This is a genomic window from Frigoribacterium sp. RIT-PI-h (genome assembly GCF_001297205.1).
Lineage (GTDB): Bacteria > Actinomycetota > Actinomycetes > Actinomycetales > Microbacteriaceae > Frigoribacterium.
Map to the genome: position 1 here is coordinate 1 of NZ_LHOZ01000036.1, position 19,798 is coordinate 19,798.

The 19,798-nt window shown below is 71.8% G+C and carries 23 protein-coding genes, 2 tRNA genes and 1 riboswitch; of the genes, 11 read left to right on the forward strand and 14 right to left on the reverse strand.

What is annotated here, in order from left to right; translation table 11 throughout:
• Positions 1-217 precede the first annotated feature (217 nt).
• The 3 genes from AEQ27_RS02510 to msrA all read right to left on the reverse strand — a co-directional run bounded on the left by AEQ27_RS02510 (position 218) and on the right by msrA (position 1,744).
• Positions 218-823, reverse strand: a complete 606-nt coding sequence (locus AEQ27_RS02510) for a single-stranded DNA-binding protein (protein ID WP_054145260.1) — start codon at positions 821-823, stop codon at positions 218-220.
• A gap of 121 nt (positions 824-944) precedes the next feature.
• Positions 945-1,160: a hypothetical protein gene (locus AEQ27_RS02515; RefSeq protein WP_054145261.1), complete on the reverse strand. Its 216-nt coding sequence runs from the start codon at positions 1,158-1,160 to the stop codon at positions 945-947.
• Positions 1,161-1,216: 56 nt separating this feature from the next.
• Positions 1,217-1,744, reverse strand: coding sequence for a peptide-methionine (S)-S-oxide reductase MsrA (msrA, locus tag AEQ27_RS02520; RefSeq protein ID WP_054145262.1), 528 nt, complete (start codon positions 1,742-1,744; stop codon positions 1,217-1,219).
• 47 nt (positions 1,745-1,791) lie between these two features.
• Here msrA and AEQ27_RS02525 point away from each other — a divergent pair, with 47 nt between their 5' ends.
• From AEQ27_RS02525 to AEQ27_RS02535, 3 genes are all read left to right on the forward strand, one after another.
• Complete coding sequence (locus AEQ27_RS02525) at positions 1,792-2,811, forward strand: aldo/keto reductase (RefSeq protein WP_054145263.1); 1,020 nt, start codon at positions 1,792-1,794, stop codon at positions 2,809-2,811.
• 123 nt (positions 2,812-2,934) lie between these two features.
• Positions 2,935-3,231 (forward strand): hypothetical protein, encoded by a 297-nt coding sequence (locus AEQ27_RS02530; protein ID WP_235450949.1) that lies wholly within the window; start codon positions 2,935-2,937, stop codon positions 3,229-3,231.
• Positions 3,232-3,333: 102 nt separating this feature from the next.
• Complete coding sequence (locus AEQ27_RS02535; protein ID WP_054145264.1) at positions 3,334-4,200, forward strand: hypothetical protein; 867 nt, start codon at positions 3,334-3,336, stop codon at positions 4,198-4,200.
• Between the two features lie 229 nt (positions 4,201-4,429).
• On the opposite strand, the gene AEQ27_RS02540 is transcribed toward AEQ27_RS02535, so the two are convergent.
• The 5 genes from AEQ27_RS02540 to AEQ27_RS02560 all read right to left on the reverse strand — a co-directional run bounded on the left by AEQ27_RS02540 (position 4,430) and on the right by AEQ27_RS02560 (position 8,713).
• Positions 4,430-4,505: transfer RNA gene (locus AEQ27_RS02540), tRNA-Arg, on the reverse strand.
• Between the two features lie 56 nt (positions 4,506-4,561).
• Positions 4,562-6,691 (reverse strand): glycosyltransferase family 39 protein, encoded by a 2,130-nt coding sequence (locus AEQ27_RS02545; protein ID WP_054145265.1) that lies wholly within the window; start codon positions 6,689-6,691, stop codon positions 4,562-4,564.
• Positions 6,688-7,986, reverse strand: coding sequence for a bifunctional glycosyltransferase family 2/GtrA family protein (locus AEQ27_RS02550; RefSeq protein WP_054145266.1), 1,299 nt, complete (start codon positions 7,984-7,986; stop codon positions 6,688-6,690). Before AEQ27_RS02550 ends, AEQ27_RS02545 begins: the two co-directional genes overlap by 4 nt.
• A 97-nt stretch (positions 7,987-8,083) precedes the next feature.
• A complete protein-coding gene (locus AEQ27_RS02555) occupies positions 8,084-8,344 on the reverse strand; it encodes a thioredoxin (protein WP_054145267.1) in 261 nt (86 codons plus the stop codon).
• An 84-nt stretch (positions 8,345-8,428) separates the two neighbouring features.
• Positions 8,429-8,713 (reverse strand): oligoribonuclease, encoded by a 285-nt coding sequence (locus tag AEQ27_RS02560; RefSeq protein ID WP_152970102.1) that lies wholly within the window; start codon positions 8,711-8,713, stop codon positions 8,429-8,431.
• A 95-nt stretch (positions 8,714-8,808) separates the two neighbouring features.
• Between AEQ27_RS02560 and AEQ27_RS02565 the strand changes: the two genes are divergently transcribed.
• The 5 genes from AEQ27_RS02565 (at position 8,809) to AEQ27_RS17640 (ending at position 12,087) form a co-directional block, all read left to right on the forward strand.
• Positions 8,809-9,270: a MarR family winged helix-turn-helix transcriptional regulator gene (locus tag AEQ27_RS02565; RefSeq protein ID WP_054145269.1), complete on the forward strand. Its 462-nt coding sequence runs from the start codon at positions 8,809-8,811 to the stop codon at positions 9,268-9,270.
• Positions 9,267-10,526: an MFS transporter gene (locus AEQ27_RS02570; RefSeq protein WP_054145270.1), complete on the forward strand. Its 1,260-nt coding sequence runs from the start codon at positions 9,267-9,269 to the stop codon at positions 10,524-10,526. The genes AEQ27_RS02565 and AEQ27_RS02570 overlap by 4 nt, the downstream gene beginning before the upstream one ends.
• Before the next feature lie 79 nt (positions 10,527-10,605).
• A complete protein-coding gene (orn, locus tag AEQ27_RS02575; protein ID WP_054145271.1) occupies positions 10,606-11,226 on the forward strand; it encodes an oligoribonuclease in 621 nt (206 codons plus the stop codon).
• 40 nt (positions 11,227-11,266) lie between these two features.
• A tRNA-His gene (locus AEQ27_RS02580) sits at positions 11,267-11,339 on the forward strand.
• Between the two features lie 364 nt (positions 11,340-11,703).
• Positions 11,704-12,087, forward strand: a complete 384-nt coding sequence (locus AEQ27_RS17640) for a metallopeptidase family protein (RefSeq protein WP_161805457.1) — start codon at positions 11,704-11,706, stop codon at positions 12,085-12,087.
• Here AEQ27_RS17640 and AEQ27_RS02590 read toward each other — a convergent pair.
• The 4 genes from AEQ27_RS02590 to AEQ27_RS02605 all read right to left on the reverse strand — a co-directional run bounded on the left by AEQ27_RS02590 (position 12,042) and on the right by AEQ27_RS02605 (position 15,626).
• The gene (locus AEQ27_RS02590) at positions 12,042-12,644 is read right to left on the reverse strand and encodes a hypothetical protein (protein WP_235450950.1); all 603 of its coding nucleotides are present in this window, start codon (positions 12,642-12,644) and stop codon (positions 12,042-12,044) included. The genes AEQ27_RS17640 and AEQ27_RS02590 overlap by 46 nt on opposite strands.
• The gene (locus tag AEQ27_RS02595) at positions 12,637-13,431 is read right to left on the reverse strand and encodes an energy-coupling factor transporter transmembrane protein EcfT (RefSeq protein ID WP_054145272.1); all 795 of its coding nucleotides are present in this window, start codon (positions 13,429-13,431) and stop codon (positions 12,637-12,639) included. The genes AEQ27_RS02590 and AEQ27_RS02595 overlap by 8 nt, the downstream gene beginning before the upstream one ends.
• Positions 13,428-14,939 carry an ABC transporter ATP-binding protein gene (locus AEQ27_RS02600; protein WP_054145273.1) on the reverse strand — a complete coding sequence of 504 codons (1,512 nt, stop codon included), beginning with the start codon at positions 14,937-14,939 and terminating at the stop codon, positions 13,428-13,430. The genes AEQ27_RS02595 and AEQ27_RS02600 overlap by 4 nt, the downstream gene beginning before the upstream one ends.
• A gap of 24 nt (positions 14,940-14,963) precedes the next feature.
• On the reverse strand, positions 14,964-15,626 hold the full coding sequence (locus AEQ27_RS02605) for an ECF transporter S component (RefSeq protein WP_054145274.1): 663 nt from the start codon (positions 15,624-15,626) through the stop codon (positions 14,964-14,966).
• Positions 15,622-15,730, reverse strand: a riboswitch (TPP riboswitch). (Overlaps the previous gene by 5 nt.)
• A 74-nt stretch (positions 15,731-15,804) precedes the next feature.
• On the opposite strand from AEQ27_RS02605, the gene AEQ27_RS02610 reads away from it, so the two are divergent.
• Positions 15,805-16,203, forward strand: coding sequence for a hypothetical protein (locus AEQ27_RS02610; protein ID WP_152970104.1), 399 nt, complete (start codon positions 15,805-15,807; stop codon positions 16,201-16,203).
• Positions 16,204-16,207: 4 nt separating this feature from the next.
• Here AEQ27_RS02610 and AEQ27_RS02615 read toward each other — a convergent pair whose 3' ends face one another.
• The gene (locus AEQ27_RS02615; protein ID WP_054145276.1) at positions 16,208-16,648 is read right to left on the reverse strand and encodes a hypothetical protein; all 441 of its coding nucleotides are present in this window, start codon (positions 16,646-16,648) and stop codon (positions 16,208-16,210) included.
• Positions 16,649-16,728: 80 nt separating this feature from the next.
• On the opposite strand from AEQ27_RS02615, the gene AEQ27_RS02620 reads away from it, so the two are divergent.
• Positions 16,729-17,460 carry an alpha/beta fold hydrolase gene (locus AEQ27_RS02620; RefSeq protein WP_054145282.1) on the forward strand — a complete coding sequence of 244 codons (732 nt, stop codon included), beginning with the start codon at positions 16,729-16,731 and terminating at the stop codon, positions 17,458-17,460.
• Between the two features lie 13 nt (positions 17,461-17,473).
• On the opposite strand, the gene AEQ27_RS02625 is transcribed toward AEQ27_RS02620, so the two are convergent.
• A complete protein-coding gene (locus AEQ27_RS02625) occupies positions 17,474-18,361 on the reverse strand; it encodes an NAD(P)-dependent oxidoreductase (protein ID WP_054145277.1) in 888 nt (295 codons plus the stop codon).
• A gap of 276 nt (positions 18,362-18,637) precedes the next feature.
• On the opposite strand from AEQ27_RS02625, the gene AEQ27_RS02630 reads away from it, so the two are divergent.
• Positions 18,638-19,570: an alpha/beta fold hydrolase gene (locus tag AEQ27_RS02630; RefSeq protein ID WP_054145278.1), complete on the forward strand. Its 933-nt coding sequence runs from the start codon at positions 18,638-18,640 to the stop codon at positions 19,568-19,570.
• Positions 19,571-19,798: the final 228 nt, after the last annotated feature.

The window sequence follows — 19,798 nt, forward strand, 5'->3', positions numbered from 1 at the left end:
GACACGATGCGGAGAAGAGACAGGGCTCGGGTGCCGACGTGCCGCCCGCGAGGGGGACCACCACGGCCAGCAGGATCGCGGCGAGCGCCAGGCCGCGTGGGGGTCTCGAACCGGTCACAGGTGCCCTTCGTCGCGGGTGGCGGCCGCGGGTCGGCGAGCCGTGTCGAGTCTACGGCGTGCCGACCCGCGGGCCGGGAGCACGGGAGCGCCCGGGTGGTCAGAACGGCGCCAGCACCTCGTCGGCGCCGACGGTCGGTGGGGCACCCCAGTCGGCACCGTCGTCCGGGACCGCCGCCCGGTCGGGGTCCGACGAGGACGCATCCGACGCGGAAGCGTCCGAGGGGCCTCCGTGACCGGCCCCGCCGTCGCCCTCCGTCTCGGGTGCAGACCCGCCCTGGTCGGGGGTCGCGGCCGGATCGTCGCCACCCACGGACGACGGCACCACCGGCGCGGCGGCCGGGGCGGACGCGACCCGCCGTTCGAAGGTCGACCTGCCCCAGACGAGGTCGTGCCCGATCGCGTCGGCGTCGACCTCGACCGTCATGCCGCTGCGCTCGCCGGACTCCCACGAGCGGATGCGGACGCGCCCGGTGACGACGACCCGCTGCCCTTTGCGGAGGCTGGCCAGGACGTTGTCGGCGAGCTGGCGGAAGGCCGTGACGGTGTACCAGTTCGTCTCGCCGTCGACCCACTCGCCCTTGACACGGTCGTAGCGCCGCTGCGACGAGGCGAGCCGGAAGCTCGAGATGGAGAGGCCGGACTGCGTGACGAGGGCCCGGGGGTCGGTCGCGATGATCCCTGTGAGGGTGATGGTGTCTGTCATGACGGGAGTCTCGCGAAGGCGGGACGCCCCCGGGACGGCACCCGCGCCTCCTTGTGGAGAAGAACCGCTGGGGCCGCCCGGGGGACGACGCGACAGAAGGTCGTCCGTCGACGACCGAGCCTCAGTGTTCGCGGAACTCGGGGTAGTCGGCGCCCGGCCCCAACGCCGCGAACAGGGCGCTCTTGGCCACGGCCAGGGTCGGATAGACGCCGCCGTCGGCCCCCTTCGCGGACATGCGCACGGCGAAGCCGTCGTCGGTCCGCAGGATGGTGCCGACCGCGCCTGCCGGGCCCACGGCCACCCAGGTCTGTCGGTGCAAGGTGTTCTGGTCACTCATCGTCGAGCGCCCCTTTCCTCTTCTCTCGGTCGGTCGCGCCGGTCGGCGCGGCCCGTCTACGAGGCGAGCACGTACTTCGCGTACGACTTGCGGATCTTCGTGACCTTCGGCAGAGCGACGGCCGTGCAGTAGCCCTGGCCGGGGTTCTTGGCGAAGAAGTCCTGGTGGTGCTCCTCGGCGTCGTACCAGGTGGGCAGCGGCTCGATCGTCGTGACGACACCGCCGTCCCAGGCCTCGGAGGCACGATCGCGGGCCGCCTCGAAGAGCGCCTCCTGCTCGTCGTCGGCGGGGAACATCGCCGAACGGTACTGGGTGCCGACGTCCGCGCCCTGCCGGTTCAGCTGACGCGGGTCGTGCAGGGTGAAGAAGACGTCGAGGACGACGTCGGCGGGGAGCTTCTCGGGGTCGAAGGTGACCGCGACGGCCTCGGCGTGCCCCGTGCGGCCGGTGCACACGTCGTCGTAGCTCGGCTGCACGGTGTCTCCGCCGGTGTAGCCCGAGACCACCTCGGTGACGCCGTCGAGGGTGCGGTAGACCGCGTCGAGGCACCAGAAGCAACCGCCGGCGAGAACGAATGTCGTCATGCCCGTGAACCTACTCCCGTGTCCGGGCCCCGCCCTAGGCTGACCGCATGAGATCACCCTTCACGCCCTACGTCGCCGACGACGCACGGTACTCACGACTCGACTACGTCCGCACGGGCCGCAGCGGGCTCAAGCTGCCCCGCATCTCGCTGGGCTTCTGGAACAACTTCGGTTCGGACCGCGGACTCGAGACCCAACGCGACATCGTGCTCCGCGCCTTCGACCGCGGCGTCACCCACTTCGACCTGGCGAACAACTACGGCCCGCCCTACGGTTCGGCGGAAGAGCAGTTCGGCCGCATCGCCGCGGCGAACCTGCGCCCCTACCGGGACGAGATCGTGGTCTCGTCCAAGGCGGGCTACGACATGACCCCCGGGCCGTACGGCGACGGGGGGTCGCGCAAGTACCTGCTCAACTCGCTCGAGGCCAGCCTCGGGCGGCTCGGCATGGACCACGTCGACATCTTCTACTCGCACCGCCCCGACCCCGAGACCCCGATCGACGAGACGATGGGGGCGCTCGCGACGGCCGTCCGGCAGGGCAAAGCGCTCTACGCCGGCATCTCGAACTACGACCCGGCGCAGACCGAGGCCGCGATCGACGCCCTGGCGGCCGAGGGCGTGCCGTTGCTGATCCACCAGCCGCGGTACAACATGTTCGACCGCCGACCCGAGCGAGGGCTCTTCGACACCCTGCTGACCCGGGGCGTCGGCTCGATCGTGTTCTCGCCGCTGGCCGGGGGCCTCCTGACGAACCGCTACCTCTCGGGCAGCGCTCCTGCGGGCTCGCGCGCGGCCGAGGGCCGGTGGTTCTCCGAGGACGCCTTCGACGAGACCTACCTCTCGCGCGTCCGCGGCCTGAACGAGATCGCGGAGGCGCGGGGCCAGTCGCTCGCGCAGCTCTCGCTCACCTGGGTGCTGCGCCAACCCGCCGTGACCAGCGCCCTCATCGGTGCCTCGTCGGTGGCCCAGCTGGACGACAGCCTGGACGCGCTCCACGGTGCGGAGCTCACCGAGGACGAACTCGCGGCGATCGAGCCGCTGGCGGTCGACGGAACCGGTCGCTGACGGGACGGCGCGGTGCCGGTCGGTCACCGCGCCCTCCGAGGCGTCCGACCTCGATGTCGGTGGTCACCCCTACCGTCAGGGGTGTTCTCGACAGCATCGGCCGGATGACCTCAGGAGCACCTCATGACCAGCAGCACCCTCGACCACGCGATCGTCCCACCTGCCCCGCACGCTCACGCAGGCGTTCCCCTCCCCGCCCTGCGCTCGACCCGGGGCGGTCTGCAGCTCGTCCAGGTGCACGACGACCTCGCACGGGTGACCCGGCCCGGTGGCGAGATCGTGGGCTACGTCGAGCGCTTCGACGACCCGCAGGGTGATCGGTACCGCGCCAAACGGTTCCTCCCCCGTCAGCGTCGATTCGTCGAGATCGGCGAGTTCTGGAGTCGAGACGACGCCACCGACTGCTTCCGGTTCGCCTGATCCCGATGACGCTCCCCAGGGGCCGTGACGGCCTCCCCGACCGTGGGCTCGCCAGCATGTCGCAGCCGTGCAACCTTCGACCTCGGCTGTAGTGTTCGCCCCATGCAGTGGTGGAACGGTTTCGTCGAATGGCTCTCTTCCGACAACGGGTGGCGTGTCGTCACCGATGCGGTGATCCCCTTCGTCGCCATCGTCGTGGCCGGCGTCGTCGCAGCTCTCATCGGCCGAGCGAGCACGCGACGGGTCGTGTCGTTGCACGAGGACGAGGCGAAAGCGGCGGCGGTCGCGGCCCTCGTCTCGGCGGCCCGCAAGGGTGCCGTCTACAGCTCGCTCGGGGTCGAGGAGCGCACCTACGCCGATCACCTCGGCCACGAAGCCGACGTCCGCCTGCGGCTGCTGCCCGCGACCGGCAGCACCCTCGCCGCCGACTGGGCCGCGCACGAACTGGCCGAGATCAAGCGCAACTCGGCGTCCTTCAGCTTCCAGTCCGAGCAGACGCTGGGTGAACTCCGCGACCGCCTCGTCGAGTGGCAGGACCGCCCCGGGCGGGCCAAGAAGCTGTTCCGCGACGATCTCGCCCGCTGGAAGTACGAAGAAGCCGACGTCGACCGCGACACGGCCGCGAAGCAGAAGGCCTGGGAGGCCGAGCAGCGCGCCGCGGCAGCGACCGAGAAGCGACGCACCGAGGCCTCCGCACCCTCGGGTGCCGCACCCTCGGCAGCGCTCCGCCCCGCGGCCCTCGACGATGCCCCGGTCCGGGGTGGCGACGAGGCCTACCGAGCACCCACGGCTCCCGCCCCGCTGGCCGGACCGTCGCCGGTGTCCGCGCCCGAGGCACCGGCCGTCACGTCGGGTGATGCGTCCCACGACGACACCCGCGACGACCCGATGGACGACGAGCGCTACGAGCAGCCGGTCAGTGCGAGCCAGGTCCGCCGCCGCACGGCACCCGAACCCGCGGACGACTGACCACGTGGACGACGACGCGCCCCCGACCGAGGTCGGGGGCGCGTCGTCGTCGAGGGGGTGTGGCGTGGTGCCCCCGGCAGCCAGCGTCATCAACACAGTGAACCTGCGACCAAGAGATGAGAAGCACCGCGTGGATCATCGGTGGCGTGGTGCCCCCGGCAGCCAGCGTCATCAACACAGTGAACCTGCGGCCAAGAGATGAGAAGCACCGCGTGGATCATCGGTGGTGTGGTGCCCCCGGCAGGAATCGAACCTGCGACCAAGAGATTAGAAGGCTCCTGCTCTATCCGCTGAGCTACGGGGGCGGACCCGTCCACGATACCGTGCCCGGCCCGGCGAGCCGGGTCGGGCACGGCGTCGGTCAACCCAGCGGGCTGGTCAGGTCGTACAGCGTGACCCCGTCGACCTCGGTCGGGCTGAAGTTCGCCTCGACCCACGCCGCGATCTCGCTGGAGGACGAGCTGCCGCCGTTCGACTGCCCGACGGTCCCCCCGACGAACCAGTGGATCTGTCCGTCGGTGACGTACTGCTCGAACTGTTCCAGGGTCGGTGACGGGTCGCTGCCGTTGAACCCGCCGACCGCCATGACCGGGTCGCCGGTCGCGAGCTGGTAGCCCGCCGCGGTGTTCGACCCGACGGCCGCGGCGACCCAGGTGTACCGGTCCGCGTCCGCGCCGACCAGGGCGGCGAGCTCGCCGCTGACCGAGCCCGTGCCGAGCAGCGAGCCGGCTCCGCCCCCGCCACCGGGGAATCCTCGCGTGGCCGTACCCGCGCCTCCTGCGGTGCCGGTGCCGGTGCCGGTGCCGGTGCCGGGACCGAAGGCGGTGCCCGCTCCCCTGCCGGTGCCGCCCGGCAGCTGCGGGGGCGTGCCGCCAGCCGTACCGCCGGGCCCGCCACCCGCGGCACCGCCGCCACCGCCGAACCCGCCTGCGCCGCCACCGCCGAACCCGCCCGTGCCACCCGAGACGGTCGGCCCGGCCGTGACGATCGAGCCGGTGTGGGCGGTCGACACGGTCTCGACCGAGTAGGCCGCCGGAGCCAGCAGGCCGCCCGTGACCAGCACGGCGAGCGTCGCCGCCGTGAGCGCCCGACCCCGTCGCGGCAGCAGCACGAGCACGGCGCCCACCACGGCGAGCGCGACGACGACGTACCGGAGCCACGGGTGCCAGTCCTCCGCCCGTCCGAGCAACACCCAGGCCCAGACGCCCGTGAGGAGAGCCGACGCCGCCAGCACGATCCGCACCCACAGCCGGGCCCGTCGCCGCCACAGCACATCGGCCGCGACAGCGAGGGTCACCGCGATCGCCGGCGCGAGGGCCACCGTGTAGTACGCGTGGAAGATGCCGGACATGAAGCTGAAGACGAGGGCTGTCAGCACCGTCCAGCCACCGAACAGCAGCAGGGTCGCCCGACGGGCCGAGGTCCGGTGTCGCCTGCCGAGCAGCACGAGTGCCGAGACGCCGATCACGAGGGCGGCGGGAAGCAGCCAGGTGATCTGGCCTCCGAACTCGCCCGTGAAGAGCCGGGTGATGCCGGTCTCGCCCCACATGCCTGTCGTGGCCGCGCCGGTGCCACCGCCCCCGCCCGTCACGCTGCCGGTCTCGTCGCCCGTGAGCCGTCCGAGGCCGTTGTAGCCGAAGGTCAACTCGAGGAACGAGTTCGTCTGCGAGCCACCGACGTACGGCCGCATGCTCGCGGGCACCAGCTCGACGAGGGCGACCCACCAGCCGGCCGACCCCACGACCGCACCGAGCGCGGCCAGCAGGTGCAGCACCCGCTTGCGCAGCAGGACGGGCGCCGCGACGAGGTACACCCCGGCCAGCACGGGCAGGATGACGAACGCCTGCAGCTGCTTGGTCAGGAAGCCGAAGCCGATCGCCACGCCGGCCCAGACGACCCAGCGGATGCGGCCCGTCTCGACGCCGCGCAGGGTCAGGTACGTGGCAAGGGTCAGCAGCAACACGAGCAGCGCGTCGGGGTTGTTGAAGCGGAACATCAACACGGCGACCGGGGTCAGCGCGAGGACTCCGCCGGCGACGAACGCGGCGACGGCCGAGAAGTGCCGCCGCACCGTGGCCCAGACGAGGCCGACGGTCGCGACGCCCATCAGGGCCTCGGGCAGCAGGATGCTGAACGACGACAGCCCGAACACCCGGACCGACAGCGCCATGACCCACAGGCTCGCGGGCGGCTTGTCGACCGTGATCGAGTTCGCGGCGTCGGAGGAGCCGTAGAGGAAGGCCTCCCAGTTCTGCGAACCGGCCTGCACCGCGGCCGAGTAGAACGAGTTCGCCCAGCCGTTCGCCGACAGGTTCACCAGGTAGAACGCCCCCGTGGCGACCAGCAGCGCGAGGAACGCCGGACGCTCCCACCGTGCCGCGTCCTCGCGCCCGCGCACCAGACGGCGAGCGAGCGAACGGAGGCGCGGGCCGGCCGAGCCGGACGGCGAGCGTCGGTCGCTCAGCAGCACCGGCGTCGTCCCGGCGCTCATCGACGGACCGCCGTGACGTCGTCGTCGCCGGCCACGGCGGCGAAGCGGGTGGTGAGGTCGGACACGGGGTCGGTGACGCCGACCCGCTCGTCGGCCGGTCCCGGCGTCACGTGCGTCGCCTCCGACCGGAACACCCAGACGCGCAACAGCACGAAGCGCAGCACGGTCGCGACGAGGTTCGCGGCCGTCAACACGAGCAGCTCGGCCTGGGCTCCTGCCGCGGGCGCCGCGGCGTGCAGCACGACGAGCGACCCCGAGGTCAGCGCCCAGGCGAGCGCGAAGACCATCAGCCCTTGCAGCTGGTGTCGCGCCACGCCCGACGCTCCCCTCACCCCGAACGTGAACCGCCGGTTGGCGGCCGTGTTGACCACGGCCGTCACGAGCAACGACACGGAGTTCGCCGCCTGGGCCGGCACCACCTGCTGCGCGACGAGGTAGAGCAGCGCGTACGCGGCGGTCGAGGCGACCCCGACGACGCCGAACCGCACGACCTGCGAGAAGAACGTCGGAGGCGCGGGCGGCTCGAACGGACGCCTCCCGATCGCGTCGTACACGGCCTGGACGGGGATCGTGCCCCGGGCGATGCCCGAGCCCACCCGCAGCATCCCCCGGAGGTCGGCGGCGGCCGTGGAGACGATGTCGACCGAGCTGTCGGGGTCGTCGATCCAGACGACGGGGACCTCGTGGATGCGCAGACCCGAGCGCTCGGCGAGGATCAGCAGTTCGGTGTCGAAGAACCACCCGGTGTCCTCGACGAGGGGCAGCAGTCGCGCGGCGGCCTCGCGCCGGATCGCCTTGAAGCCGCACTGGGCGTCGCTGAACCCGACCCCCATCGTGCGACGCAGCAGGAAGTTGTAGCTGCGCGAGACGAACTCCCGCTTGCCGCCGCGCACGACCCGCGACGACCGGCTCAGCCGCGTGCCGATCGCGAGGTCGGAGTGGCCGGAGAGCAACGGTGCGACGAGCGGGCCGAGCGCCGAGAGGTCGGTGGAGAGGTCCTCGTCGAGGTAGACCAGCACGTCGGCGGGCGAGGCCGCCCAGACCTGCTTGAGGGCACGGCCTCGGCCCTTCTCGGCGAGGTGGACGGCGGTCACGCCCGTCAGGCGTCGGGCGAGGTCGTCGGCGAGGGCCGACGTGCCGTCGGTGCTGGCGTTGTCGGCCACGGTGATGCGCCAGGTCTCGGTGACGTGGCGTTTCAGATGGTCATGGAGGCTCGTGATGCTGGCCTCGAGGGTGGCGACCTCGTCGAAGACGGGCACCACGATGTCGAGACGCAGGATGTCGGTGTCAGGCATGGGACCACGATCGGTCGCCACCCCATCAGCGGCCTCGCACCAGTCGATGGCGACGCCGCAGAGATCCTATGAGCCTTCGATGACGGGTGCGCCGCGATCAGATCGCGAGGGACAGGGCCCCGAGCAGGCGGTCCAGCGTCGGCACTCCCGGCGAGCGGAACACGACCTCGCCGTCGTCCCGTGTGATCACGATGGTCGGCGTGCTGCGGACGTCCCGCCGTTCGGCAGCCTCCGGCCGGGCCGCGACGTCGGCCTCGTCGCCGCCGGGGGAGGGCACGAGCGCGCCCGCCTCGGCCACGACCGCCCTGGCCGCGTGGCAGGGACCGCAGAAGGCGGACGTGTACAGCTCGAGCATCATGCCGGGGACAACGAGGAGGCGCGGGGGAAACTTCCCCCGCGCCTCCTGCGGTCTCGTGCGTGGTCGCGGCCGGAGCCGCGGACGTCAGTTGTCGCGGTCGTCGTTGCGGTCTTCCGGGTCGTCGACCGGGTCGCTGTCCTCCGCGTCGAGGGAGTAGTGCACCTGCAGCTGCTCACCGACCATCTTCGCCTCGGTGGCGGTGTAGACGATGCCGGTCTCCATGCCGTCGATCAACACGAAGTCGGTGATCTGCTCGTCGTACGAACCGTCGGTGCTGATGCGGGTGTCGGTGGAGCCGTCGCTCGGACCACCGTCGAAGAAGACGACGTACTCGGAACCCTCGGCCACGGTGGGCTTGCTGTCTGTCATGCCCACAGGTCTACCAGGAGGCGCGGAGTCGGCGCCCAGCTTCCCTTCGCCGAAACAGATAGCCAAGCTATATAGCTTGGCTATACACTTGGCGGATGACTTCCCAGCCGACAGACATCTTGGAATCCCTCCTGACGTCGACCCATCGCCTGACGCGCATCGCCGCGCAGGAGACCGGCCGCACCACCTCACCCGCCGTCTGGCGGACGCTCTCGATCCTGACGACCGACGGCGAGCTGCGCGTCGGCGACCTCGCCCGGGCAAGCCGCGTCTCACAGCCGACCATGACCAAGCTCGTGCGGGGGCTCGCCGACGACGAGCTGGTGAAGCGCATCGCCGACACCGACGACTCCCGGGCCTGGCTGATCGCCATCACCGACAAGGGCACGGCGGCCCTCACCGAATGGCGGGGGCAACTCGCCGACTCGCTCGGCGGCCTGTTCGCCGACCTCGACGACGACGAGTGGGCCGTGCTCGAGCACGCGACCCGCCTGCTGGCCTCGCGGGTCGGCACCCGTGCCGACGTCCGCGCCGACACCGAGGCGGTGTTCGCGTGAGCGCGCCCGCCTCCGCCTCCGCTCGCACCACGCCCGAACCGAAGCCGAGCATCCTGAAGCAGCCGACCGCCGTGTGGGCCATCGCCTTCGCCTGCGTCGTCGCCTTCATGGGCATCGGCCTCGTCGACCCGATCCTCCCCGCCATCGCGGAGTCGCTGAAGGCCAGCCCGACGCAGACCGAGCTGCTCTTCACCAGCTACCTCGCCGTCACGGGCGTCGCGATGTTCTTCACCAGCTGGGTGTCGAGCCGACTCGGCGCCAAGCGCACCCTGCTGATCGGGCTGGCCCTGATCGTCGTCTTCGCCCTGCTCGCCGCCACCAGCGGCGACGTCTGGTCGATCATCGGCTTCCGTGCCGGCTGGGGGCTCGGCAACGCCCTGTTCATCTCGACCGCGCTCGCGACCATCGTCGGGGCGGCGTCCGGCGGAACGGCCTCGGCGATCATCCTCTACGAGGCGGCACTCGGCCTCGGCATCGCCATCGGCCCGCTGATCGGCGGCCTGCTCGGCTCGGTCAGCTGGCGCGGCCCGTTCTTCGGTGTCACCACGTTGATGGCGATCGCCTTCATCGCGATCGCGCTCTTCCTGAAGGGCGACGCCATGGCGAAACCCACGCCGACAGCGCTCTCTGCACCGTTCCGCGCCCTGGGCAACCCGGCGCTCGGCGCCCTCGCCGCGACCGCCCTCTTCTACAACATCGGCTTCTTCGTCCTGCTCGCCTACACGCCCTACCCGCTCGGCTTCGGCGCGCTCGGCATAGGCTTCACCTTCTTCGGCTGGGGAGTCGGCCTCGCGATCACCTCCGTCTGGGTCGCCCCGCTGCTGACCGCACGCCTGCGCCGGACGACCGTGCTGCGCATCACCCTCCCCCTGCTCGCGCTCGACCTCGTCGCCGCCGCGGTCGTCGTCGGGACGCCGGCCGCGCTCGTGGTCTGCGTCGTCGTCGGCGGCCTCGTGCTCGGCGTGCTCAACACCGTGCTGACCGAGTCCGTCATGGAGGCCACCGACCTGCCCCGCTCGGTCGCATCCAGCGCCTACTCGGGCGTGCGCTTCCTCGGCGGCGCCGTCGCCCCGCCCGTCGCCACCCTGCTCGCCGACACGATCGCCCCGAGCGCCGCCTACGTCTTCGCCGCCGCGAGCGTCGCCGTCGCCTTCGTCGTCGTGGTGGCCGCGCGCGGCGCCCTGCGCCGGGTCGACGACGGCCCCGAACCGGCTCGCGTCGAGGCCGAGGCCATCGGAGCCGGCGAGGCGATCTGACCGACCCGAACCGCGCCTCCTACACGGGTCCGGGGGCAGGAGGCGCGGTGCCGGAAGGGCACCGGACTAGACTCGCGGAATGGCTACGAGCAACGACCGACTGGTCTGGATCGACTGCGAGATGACCGGGCTCGACCTCTCGGTCGACGAACTGGTCGAAGTGGCCGTGGTCGTGACCGACTTCGACCTGACGCCCGTCCACCCTGGCTTCACGATCGTCATCAGACCCGACCAGTCCGCCCTCGACAACATGGGCGAGTTCGTCACCGAGATGCACCGCTCGTCGGGCCTCATCGACGAGATCCCGAACGGCGTCAGCCTCGCCGAAGCCGAGTTCGAGGTGCTGGAGTACATCCTCAAGTACGTCCCCACCGAGCAGCACGCCCCCCTCGCCGGCAACACCATCGGCACCGACCGGGCCTTCCTCGCGAAATACATGCCCCGCGTCGACAGCCACCTGCACTACCGCAGCGTCGACGTGTCGTCCATCAAAGAACTGGCCCGCCGCTGGTTCCCCCGCGTGTACTTCAACGCCCCCCAGAAGCACGGCGGCCACCGCGCCCTCGCCGACATCCTCGAGTCCATCCGCGAACTCGAGTACTACCGTCGCGCCGGCTTCGTCGCCGACCCCGGCCCCACCACCGAAGACGTCCAGGCGATCTCGAAGGCCGTCGTGGACGAATGGGCCCCCAGGCTGTAGTAGAGTCTTCTCGTTGCGATCGCCTCGGCAGTCGCGCATGGTGGGTATAGCTCAGCTGGTAGAGCGCCTGGTTGTGGTCTAGGAGGCCGCGGGTTCAAGCCCCGTTACTCACCCGAATGGAATCCCCTGCCCTCCGATGGGCAGGGGATTTTTCGGGCTCTGGCGCCTTCTGGTCGTGGATGCGCGAGCGCATCCACGACGTCGTCGGTCAAGACATTGATGCGCTCGTCACGGTCGCGGCCTGCCCTCCGATGGGCAGGGGATTTTTCGGGTTCCGGCGCCTTCTGGTCGTGGATGCGCGAGCGCATCCACGACGTCGTCGGTCAGGACATCGCTTCGCTCGTCACGGTCAAGACATCGCTTCGCTCGTCACGGTCGCGACATTGCTTCGCTCGTCACGGTCGAGACATCGCGAGGGAGACGTCGCTTCGCTCGTCGACTCTGGGGGCCGGGGCGTCGGCGTGGGAGGGTGGTGACGTGGACGACGAACGGCAGGCAGCGGGCATCGACCCGTCGGAGGTGAGCGCGGAGGCGTTCGACGCGATGGTGGTCGACCAGCTCGATCTGCTGCCCGACGACATGGTCGACGGGCTCGACAACGTCGTCTTCGTCACGGAAGACCGCCCCGACGACGGCACGCTCGACCTGCTCGGCCTCTACGACGGCGTCGCGCTCACCGAACGTGGCCAGTACGGCTTCGGCGAGCTGCCCGACCGCATCATCCTCTACCGCGAACCGCACCTCGCCGCCGTCGACGACCTCGACCAGCTCGCGGACGAGATCCACGTCACGCTCGTCCACGAGATCGCCCACTTCTACGGCATCGACGACGAGCAACTGCACGAGCTCGGCTGGGCCTGACCCTCCACCACCACGTCCGCCAGCGAGGCCGGGTCCTCCGAAACCAGGTGGGCGTCCTCCTGTTCGGCCCACACGTCCCACCACGGCTCGTACGTCGTCCCGTCGCGGGCCAAGGCACGAGCACGCCGGGCCACGGCGTCGAGCTCCAGCCACACGCGGACGTCCACGAGCGACGAGGAGGCGCGGGTCAACGCCCCGGCCCCCTCGACGATCAGCGAGACGGCCGGGTCGAGCACCTCCCACGCCGCCGCGCGGTCGTGCTCCCAGTCCCACCGCCGCCATCCCGGGGCGACCGGCGACAAGATGGACGTCTCGACCACGCGGGACGCCGCCTCGAGGCCGTGCCACCCCGGGTAGACGTCGTCGAGGTGCACCAGACGCACGGGTCCGAGCCGGTCGACGGGCCACGCGGCGGCCACCGCACGGCCGAGCGTGGTCTTGCCCGAACCCGAGCGGCCGTCGATCACCACGACCACGCGACGCGAACCGACCCGCGCCTCCTCGGCTCGGCGCAGCAGGGCCCCGACGGCGTCGTCGACGGCGACCCGCTCAGGCAAGGACGAACTCCCACGTGCCGGCCAGGACGGCCGCGGTCACCGAGGTGGCGGCGATGACGACGCCGAGGGCGACGAGCACGCCGTCCCGCGCGCCGAACGAGGACGGCCTCGCCCAGGTGCGCGGGGTGTCGCTGCCGAAACCCTTGGCCTCCATGGCGGTGGCGAGCTTGCTGCCGCGCCGGACCGACAGCACCAGCAACGAGAACGCCTGTTGCCCGAAACGCCTGAGGGCCCCGACCGGACCACCCGAGTCCGCGACGCCCCGGGCGCGACGGGCCAGGGCGAGCTGCCGCCAGTCGTCCATGAACAGCCCGACCAGGCGCAACCCGGCGAGGCCCCCCAGCACGAAGCGTGCGGGCAGTCGCAGCACCTGACCGAGACCGTCGGCGAGGTCGGTCGGGTCGGTCGTCGCGAACAGCACGATGCCGGGCACCCCGACGGCGAGGATGCGCAGGCCGATCGCCCCGGCGAGGGCCAGGGACCCCTCGGTCACCGACAGGAACCCCCACTCGACCACCGACGCCCCGCCGTCGCGTCCGTAGAGGGCGATGGTGACGACCGACGTCGGGGCGGCGATCCAGAGCGGTGCCGTGCGGGCGAGCAGCTGCCGGGCGGACAGACCGGCGAAGGGCAGCAACAGCGCCGCGAGCAGCAGCGCGGTGCCGGCCGAGACCCAGTCGATCGAGAGCAGCAGGGCGATCGCGAGCACGACGGCGGCGAGGAGCTTGGCGACCGGGTTGACGCGCCCGACGACGCCGGTCGCCACGACCGGGGTGAGGACGCTCATCGGCGCACCTCGGCGGGGTCGGTGCGGCGGGCGTGTGCGCTCAGGTCGAGCACGTCGTCGGCGAGGGTCGACGCGAACTCGGCGTCGTGGGTGACGGCGACGACCGCCCGGCCCTCGTCGAGCAGCTCGGCGAGCAGGGTCACGAGTTCTCGCCAGGTGCGGGCGTCCTGCCCGAAGGTCGGTTCGTCGAGAACGAGCATCGAGGGGCGTGACGCGAGGACGGTCGCGACCGAGAGCCGTCGCTTCTCACCGCCCGAGAGCGTGAACGGGTTCGCGCCGGCGAGGTGGTCGAGCCGCAGCCGGTCGAGGAGGAGGTCGACGCGCGACGCGACGTCTCTCGACGACGCGCCCAGCGCCTCCGGACCCACCGCCAGCTCGCGGCGGACGGTCGCCGTCAGGAACTGGTGCTCAGGGTCCTGGAAGACCGTGCCGACACGGGTGAGCAGCTGTCGGGGCTTCCAGCGGATCGGAGACGGGCCGGCCCCGTCGGCGAACGACGGCGTGGCCTCGAGGGCACCCGCGACGGGGGCGGGCAGCCCCGCGGCGGGGGGGGGGGGCGACGGCTTGCCCGAGCCGTTCGGGCCGGCCACCGCGGGCGCGCGCCCCGCGGTGGCGGAGAGGTCGATGCCCGCCGCGACCGCGCGACCCTTGGGCCCCTTGTGCCCCACGTCGAGTCCCCTCGCCGAGAGCAGCAGGTCACCGGTCGTGCGCGACCGGACGGGCGCAGGAGGCGCGGCACCGGGGACCCACACCCCCGCGTCGACGAGGCGGTCGCGTTCGGCGCGCAACACGTCGTCGGGTCGACCGTCGGCCAGGACTCCCCCACCGGCGTCGAGCACGACGACGCGGTCGACGACGGGCAGCCAGACCGACACCCGGTGCTCGACGACGACGAGCGTCGCCCCGGAGTCGGCGACGACGCGGGCCACGGCGTCACGCACCTCGACGACGCCTTCGGGGTCGAGGTTGGCCGTCGGCTCGTCGAGGAGCAGCAGGCCCGGCCGCATGGCGAGGGCCCCCGCGAGTGCGAGCCGCTGCTTCTGGCCGCCGCCCAGCTCGGAGGTCGACGCGGACAGCGGCAGGTCGAGTCCCACGGCGTCGAGGGCGTGCCCGACGCGGCGCCAGATCTCGTCGCGGGGCACGCCCAGGTTCTCGCAGCCGAAAGCGACGTCGTCGCCCACCCGCGCGAGGACGACCTGCGAGGCGGGGTCCTGGAGCACGAGGCCGACCCGGCCGCGCTGCTCGGCGGGGGTGCGGCCGTCCACCAGCAGGTCGCCGGCCTCGTCGCCCTCGTCGTCGCCGCCCAGCACCCCGGCGAGACCGGCGAGCAAGGTCGACTTGCCCGCGCCGGACGCACCGAGCAGCAGGACGCGCTCGCCGGGGGCGACGTCGAGGTCGAGCTCCGAGACGGCGGGCAGTCGTCGGCCGGCGTGCCGCCAGCCCCAGCCACGGGCGGTGACGCGGGCACCGTCCCCGGGTGCCCGCCGTCCGCCGCTCGCTCCGCTCACGGGAAGGACCACGAGGAGGCGCGCCTAGACCCGGGCGTCCGCCGAGCGTCCCGAGGCGAACCGGGACAGCGCACCCGTCCGGGCGAGGCCGCGGGCGGCGAGCCACGAGAGCAGGCCGGCGAGGACGGTGCCCGAGACGACCGAGGTGACGACGTAGATCGTCTTCGACCCGGCGGCGTAGGCGGCCGCCGAGGCGAAGCTCGTGTCCATCAGGCCGACGGCGAGGCCGGCGACGGCACCGGCGAGCAGCACCGTGCCGATCCGCCACGACTTGTAGAGGAAGACCGCGAGCACGATCTCGGCGCCCAGGCCCTGGACGATGCCCCAGATGAGCACCGAGAAGCCCCACTGGGTGCCGATCAGCATCGAGACGACCGCCGCGACGACCTCGGTGTAGACGGCGGCGCCGGGCTTGCGGATCACGATGCCGCCGAGCACCCCGGCGAAGAGCCAGCCGCCGTTGAGGATGCCCTCGAAGCCGCCCGAGAAGCTCAGGACGCTGTCGATGGGTGTGTAGGCCAGGCCCCAGGCCCAGAGGACGACGCCGGCGGCGACCCCGATGACGCTGGCGACCACGATGTCGACGACGCGCCAGCGCCGGGTGGGGGTGGTGCGGGCCTTCGGCGTGAAGCCGGTCGAGCTGTCGCGAGCCGCCGTGGAACGGTTTTCGGGCGTGGACGTGGACATCTGTTCTTCTCCTCCCTGCGCTGGCATGACCCAGATCAGGTTCGACGGTCGAAGCGTGGTTCGCTTCCTCTCAGCCCGGCTCACCGGACTCCCGTGTGTTGTGGGGTCGATCATAGCGCCGACCCCGGCCGGCGTGGCCGCGCCTCCGACGACCTGTCGAGGCGCCTATCGTGGCGGGATGAGTCGGCCTCCCGTCGCACCCCCCCCGCCTCCGGCTCCCCCGCCGGCCCCGACTCCGGCGCGACGACACCACCCCGCCCGGCTCGTCCTGCCGCTCACCTCGGTGGCGCTCGTCGTCGTCACCGGGGTCGTTCCCTTCGTGGTCCTCCAGCCGATGATCCACTCCTACCGCGGTGACGCGGCGGCCTACGGCATCCCCGCCTTCGGCGTCGCGACGGTGGCGTCGGTCCTGTGCTGGGTCCTCGCGATCGTGACCGTCGTCGTCGGCGTGGTGTCCCCCGCCCTGCGCCAGCGCCTGAAGGGTCTGCCCATCACCGCCGTCACCCTGGCGGTGCTCATCGCCGTCGCCGATCCGTTCGCCTACCTGCTGATCGCCCTGTCGGCCGACGCGTACTGACGCATCAGAGCCCGGCGGCCTTCCGGACGAGCGCGGCCACGGAGGCGCGGGTCGCGTCGTCGTCGCTGGTCACGGCATACGAGGTCGGCCAGAGGGTGCCGTCGTCCAGCTGGGCGCCGTCCTGGAAGCCGAGGGTCGAGTAGCGCGTGCCGAACTTGGCGCCCGGCTGGAAGAAGACGACGGCCTTGCCGTCCTCCTTCGCGTAGGCGGGGAAGCCGTACCAGGGCTTGGGGGCGAGGGTCGGGGCGTGCTCGGCGCCGGCCTCGTGCACCATCCGGGCGATCGGCCGCTCGACGTCGGTCATGGCCGCGATGGCGTCCGCGGCATCCTGCGCCTCGGCGGCCGACTTGTCGGCGAGCTTCTGGCGCTTCGCCTCGGCCCGCAGCTCGGCGGCGCGTTGCTTCATCGCGGCCTTCTCTTCTTTGCTGAACCCGGCGTCGGCCATGATCGTGCCCTTCTCGTGCGTGCGTGCGTCGGCTCGGTCGGGCCTGCGTACGCCCCATGGTGACAGGCAGGATGGTCGGCATGCACCTGAACCTCACGACCACCGGCGACGGCGCCCGCCACGTCGCCCTCGTCCACGGGCTCGGCGCCGACGGCGCGACCTGGAAGCCGATCGTCGACCGGTTCGTCGCGACCGGTTCGTACACGGTCACCACCCTCGACCTGCGGGGTCACGGTGAGAGCGACCGGGCGTCGTCGTACCGGCTCGACGAGTTCGCGGACGACGTCGCCTCGGCCCTGCCCCGGGGCCTGCACGGTGTCGTCGGGCACTCGCTCGGTGGCTCGGTGCTCGTCCGCGCCGTCGAGCGGCTGCAGCCTCGGACGGCCGTCTACCTCGACCCGGGGTTCTCACTGGCCCTGCCGACGACGGGCCTCGCCGGACGGTTGTTCTGGGCCGTGCCGACCGTGACGATGGGCGTCGCGGCACTCGCCCAGGCGCGGAAGGGTGCGCGACTGCGCGCCGGGTACGACGACGCGACCCGCGCCTCCTCGGACCAGGCCCGCGCCCGGTTCGACTCGGGCATGGCGACGGGCGTGTTCCGCGATGTCGCGTTCCACCCGGTCGCGACGACGGCGCCCGCGGTGCCCTCGGTCATCGTGCTGTCCGACGACTCCCCCGCCGTCGTGCCGGAACGGCTCGTGTCGGGCTACCAGCAGGCCGGCTGGCAGATCCGCCGCCTGCCGGGCGTGCACCACGACATGCAGCTCGAGGCACCCGACCGCACCTTCGCCCTGCTGGCCGAGCTGCTCTGAGTTCCGCGGTCGGTCAGGCCTTGGGCAGGGCGTGACCGTCGGCGTCGAGGTGGTCTCGCCACGATCGCCTCGCCGTCCAGCCGAGCAAGCGGCCGGCCTTGGCGGTCGAGATGCCCGACGCGTCGACCCGGTCGAGCTCGCGCAGCTCGATGCGGTCGCCGTGGTGTTCGCGCAGGGTGGCGGCGAAGTCGTGGCCGCCGGCGTTGTCAGCTGCGGCGATGTAGAAGACCTCGTGACCCGGCAGGTCGGACTCGGCGGCCAGCAGGAGCGCGTCGGCGAGGTCGTCGGCGTCGATGTAGCTGCCGAAGTTCGCACTCTCGGGGTCGGCCTCGCGCACCTGGGGGCCGAGGTTGGCCTCGTAGTTGGTCTCGTCGTGCACGGTGCTCGGGCGGATCGAGATCGCGCGCAGGTCGGAGCGGCGGACGGCGGCGTCCATCAGCTGCTCGCCGAACGCCTTCGAGAGGGCGTAGGGGTCCTGCGGGTGCAGCGGGTGTTCCTCGTCGACCGGCACGTAGTCGGGCAGGAAGGGCCGTTCGGGGAAGAAGTTGCCCACGATGCTCTCGCTCGACACGTTGACGAAGCGGGGCACGCCGAACCGCACGGCCGCCTCGACCAGGTTGAACGTGGACATCAGGTTGGTCTGGAAGACGACATGGGCCGGATGCGCGGTGGGCTGAGGGATGGCCGCGACGTGGACGACGACGTCGGCCCCCGCGACGACCGAGAAGGCGGTCCCTGCGTCGGTCAGGTCGCCCATCACGTACCGGCCGGGTTCGTCGACGCCCGTGTCGAAGACGGGCCGGACGAGGTCGACGCCGAGGACGTCGTGCCCGGCCTCGACGAACCGGCGGACGGCGGCGCGGCCGACCTTGCCGCGTGATCCTGTGATGACGACCTTCATGACGCGCTCCCTCGATCGAGGGATGCGCCGAGGGCCGGAGCATCCACCCGGACGACGCTACGCCTCGCAGCCCCCAGGAGGCGCGCTCGGCCCCCTGAAGGAGACGCGCGACGGCGCTCAGGACGAGACGTCGACGGCCGGCGAGGGCGGGGACGACCGGTGGTGACATCCGTCACACGATGTGGTGACGCCTCGGCACTTCTCGAGGCCGTCGCCCTCTGGTGTGCTTCCGGAGGAGCGTTCGGACCCGACTGGAACGCCCGGAGAGAGGACCTCGTGCGTACGTCCCTGAAGGTGACCCTGTGGACCGTCGGTGCCCTGGTGGCCCTGCCCGTCCTGACGCTGGCGACCACGTCGATCGTCAACGTCGTCGCCACGAGGTCGGAGCTGGCCGCCATCACCTCGTACGGCGAGCTCGTCCCCGTCGACGGGAAAGAGATGAACGTCGTCGTCAGCGGGTCCGGACCGGACACGATCGTCCTGCTGCCGGGCCTCGGGACGGCGGCACCGGGCCTGGACTTCCAGCCGCTGATCTCCGAGCTCGACGACACCCACCGTGTCGTCGCCGTCGAGCCGTTCGGCACCGGGCTGAGCGACCAGACCGACTCCCCCCGCACGGCGGAGAACATCGCGGGCGAGGTCCACGAGGCACTGCGCCAGCTCGGCATCGACCGCTACGCGCTCGTGGGGCACTCGATCTCGGGCGTCTACGCCCTCGAGTACAGCCGGCTCTACGCGAACGAGCTCACGGCGTTCATCGGGATCGACAGCAGCGTCCCCGACCAACCCGGCGCGGACGACCCCACGCCGACCGACGGGCTCGTCGCCCTGCGAGACCTCGGTCTGCTCCGCGTGGCGGCCGCCGTCGCCGGCGACACCTACGCGGGGCTGCCGTACGACGAGGGTACGAAAGAGCAGATGCGCCTCCTGACGACGAAGAACTCGACCGCACCGACCCTGCTCGACGAGATGGACCACACCGCGAGCAACTTCGCGTCGGTCAGCGGGCGGACGTTCCCGGCGGACCTGCCGGTCCTCCTCTTCGTGGTGCAGGACGGCACCGACGACGACGGCTGGCTCGAGCTGCACGAGAGCCAGGCCGCGAGTGTCGACCGCGGCCAGGTCGTCGCGCTCGACGGAGACCACTACCTGCACCACACGCAGTCGACACGGATCGCCGACGACACCGACGAGTTCCTCGCCGGCTGAGGCAGCACGGGAGGGGTGAAGGTCACGGCGGGGTAACGAAGTCGATGCGTTCCAATCCTTTTCGGGGACGGTGGCGAACCCTGTACATCCCCACCGGGACCAACAGACAAGGAGCTTCACCATGAACGCCTTCACTCGCAAGAACATCACCAAGACCACGCTCGGCCTCGTGGCCTCGGGTGCCCTCGTCTTCTCGCTCGCCGCCTGCTCGATGGACTCCGGTTCGTC

Excerpts from the sequence above, each read along its gene's own strand:
- AEQ27_RS02610 (WP_152970104.1), top strand. The coding sequence starts at position 15,805 with ATGAGTCGGCCTCCCGTCGCACCCCCCCCGCCTCCGGCTCCCCCGCCG.
- AEQ27_RS02515 (WP_054145261.1), bottom strand. The coding sequence starts at position 1,160 with ATGAGTGACCAGAACACCTTGCACCGACAGACCTGGGTGGCCGTGGGC.
- AEQ27_RS02620 (WP_054145282.1), top strand. The coding sequence starts at position 16,729 with ATGCACCTGAACCTCACGACCACCGGCGACGGCGCCCGCCACGTCGCC.
- AEQ27_RS02525 (WP_054145263.1), top strand. The coding sequence starts at position 1,792 with ATGAGATCACCCTTCACGCCCTACGTCGCCGACGACGCACGGTACTCA.
- AEQ27_RS02550 (WP_054145266.1), bottom strand. The coding sequence starts at position 7,986 with ATGCCTGACACCGACATCCTGCGTCTCGACATCGTGGTGCCCGTCTTC.
- AEQ27_RS02595 (WP_054145272.1), bottom strand. The coding sequence starts at position 13,431 with ATGAGCGTCCTCACCCCGGTCGTGGCGACCGGCGTCGTCGGGCGCGTC.
- AEQ27_RS02615 (WP_054145276.1), bottom strand. The coding sequence starts at position 16,648 with ATGGCCGACGCCGGGTTCAGCAAAGAAGAGAAGGCCGCGATGAAGCAA.
- AEQ27_RS02605 (WP_054145274.1), bottom strand. The coding sequence starts at position 15,626 with ATGTCCACGTCCACGCCCGAAAACCGTTCCACGGCGGCTCGCGACAGC.
- msrA (WP_054145262.1), bottom strand. The coding sequence starts at position 1,744 with ATGACGACATTCGTTCTCGCCGGCGGTTGCTTCTGGTGCCTCGACGCG.
- AEQ27_RS02625 (WP_054145277.1), bottom strand. The coding sequence starts at position 18,361 with ATGAAGGTCGTCATCACAGGATCACGCGGCAAGGTCGGCCGCGCCGCC.
- AEQ27_RS02555 (WP_054145267.1), bottom strand. The coding sequence starts at position 8,344 with ATGATGCTCGAGCTGTACACGTCCGCCTTCTGCGGTCCCTGCCACGCG.
- AEQ27_RS02530 (WP_235450949.1), top strand. The coding sequence starts at position 2,935 with ATGACCAGCAGCACCCTCGACCACGCGATCGTCCCACCTGCCCCGCAC.
- orn (WP_054145271.1), top strand. The coding sequence starts at position 10,606 with ATGGCTACGAGCAACGACCGACTGGTCTGGATCGACTGCGAGATGACC.
- AEQ27_RS02545 (WP_054145265.1), bottom strand. The coding sequence starts at position 6,691 with ATGAGCGCCGGGACGACGCCGGTGCTGCTGAGCGACCGACGCTCGCCG.
- AEQ27_RS02535 (WP_054145264.1), top strand. The coding sequence starts at position 3,334 with ATGCAGTGGTGGAACGGTTTCGTCGAATGGCTCTCTTCCGACAACGGG.
- AEQ27_RS02510 (WP_054145260.1), bottom strand. The coding sequence starts at position 823 with ATGACAGACACCATCACCCTCACAGGGATCATCGCGACCGACCCCCGG.
- AEQ27_RS02560 (WP_152970102.1), bottom strand. The coding sequence starts at position 8,713 with ATGACAGACAGCAAGCCCACCGTGGCCGAGGGTTCCGAGTACGTCGTC.
- AEQ27_RS02565 (WP_054145269.1), top strand. The coding sequence starts at position 8,809 with ATGACTTCCCAGCCGACAGACATCTTGGAATCCCTCCTGACGTCGACC.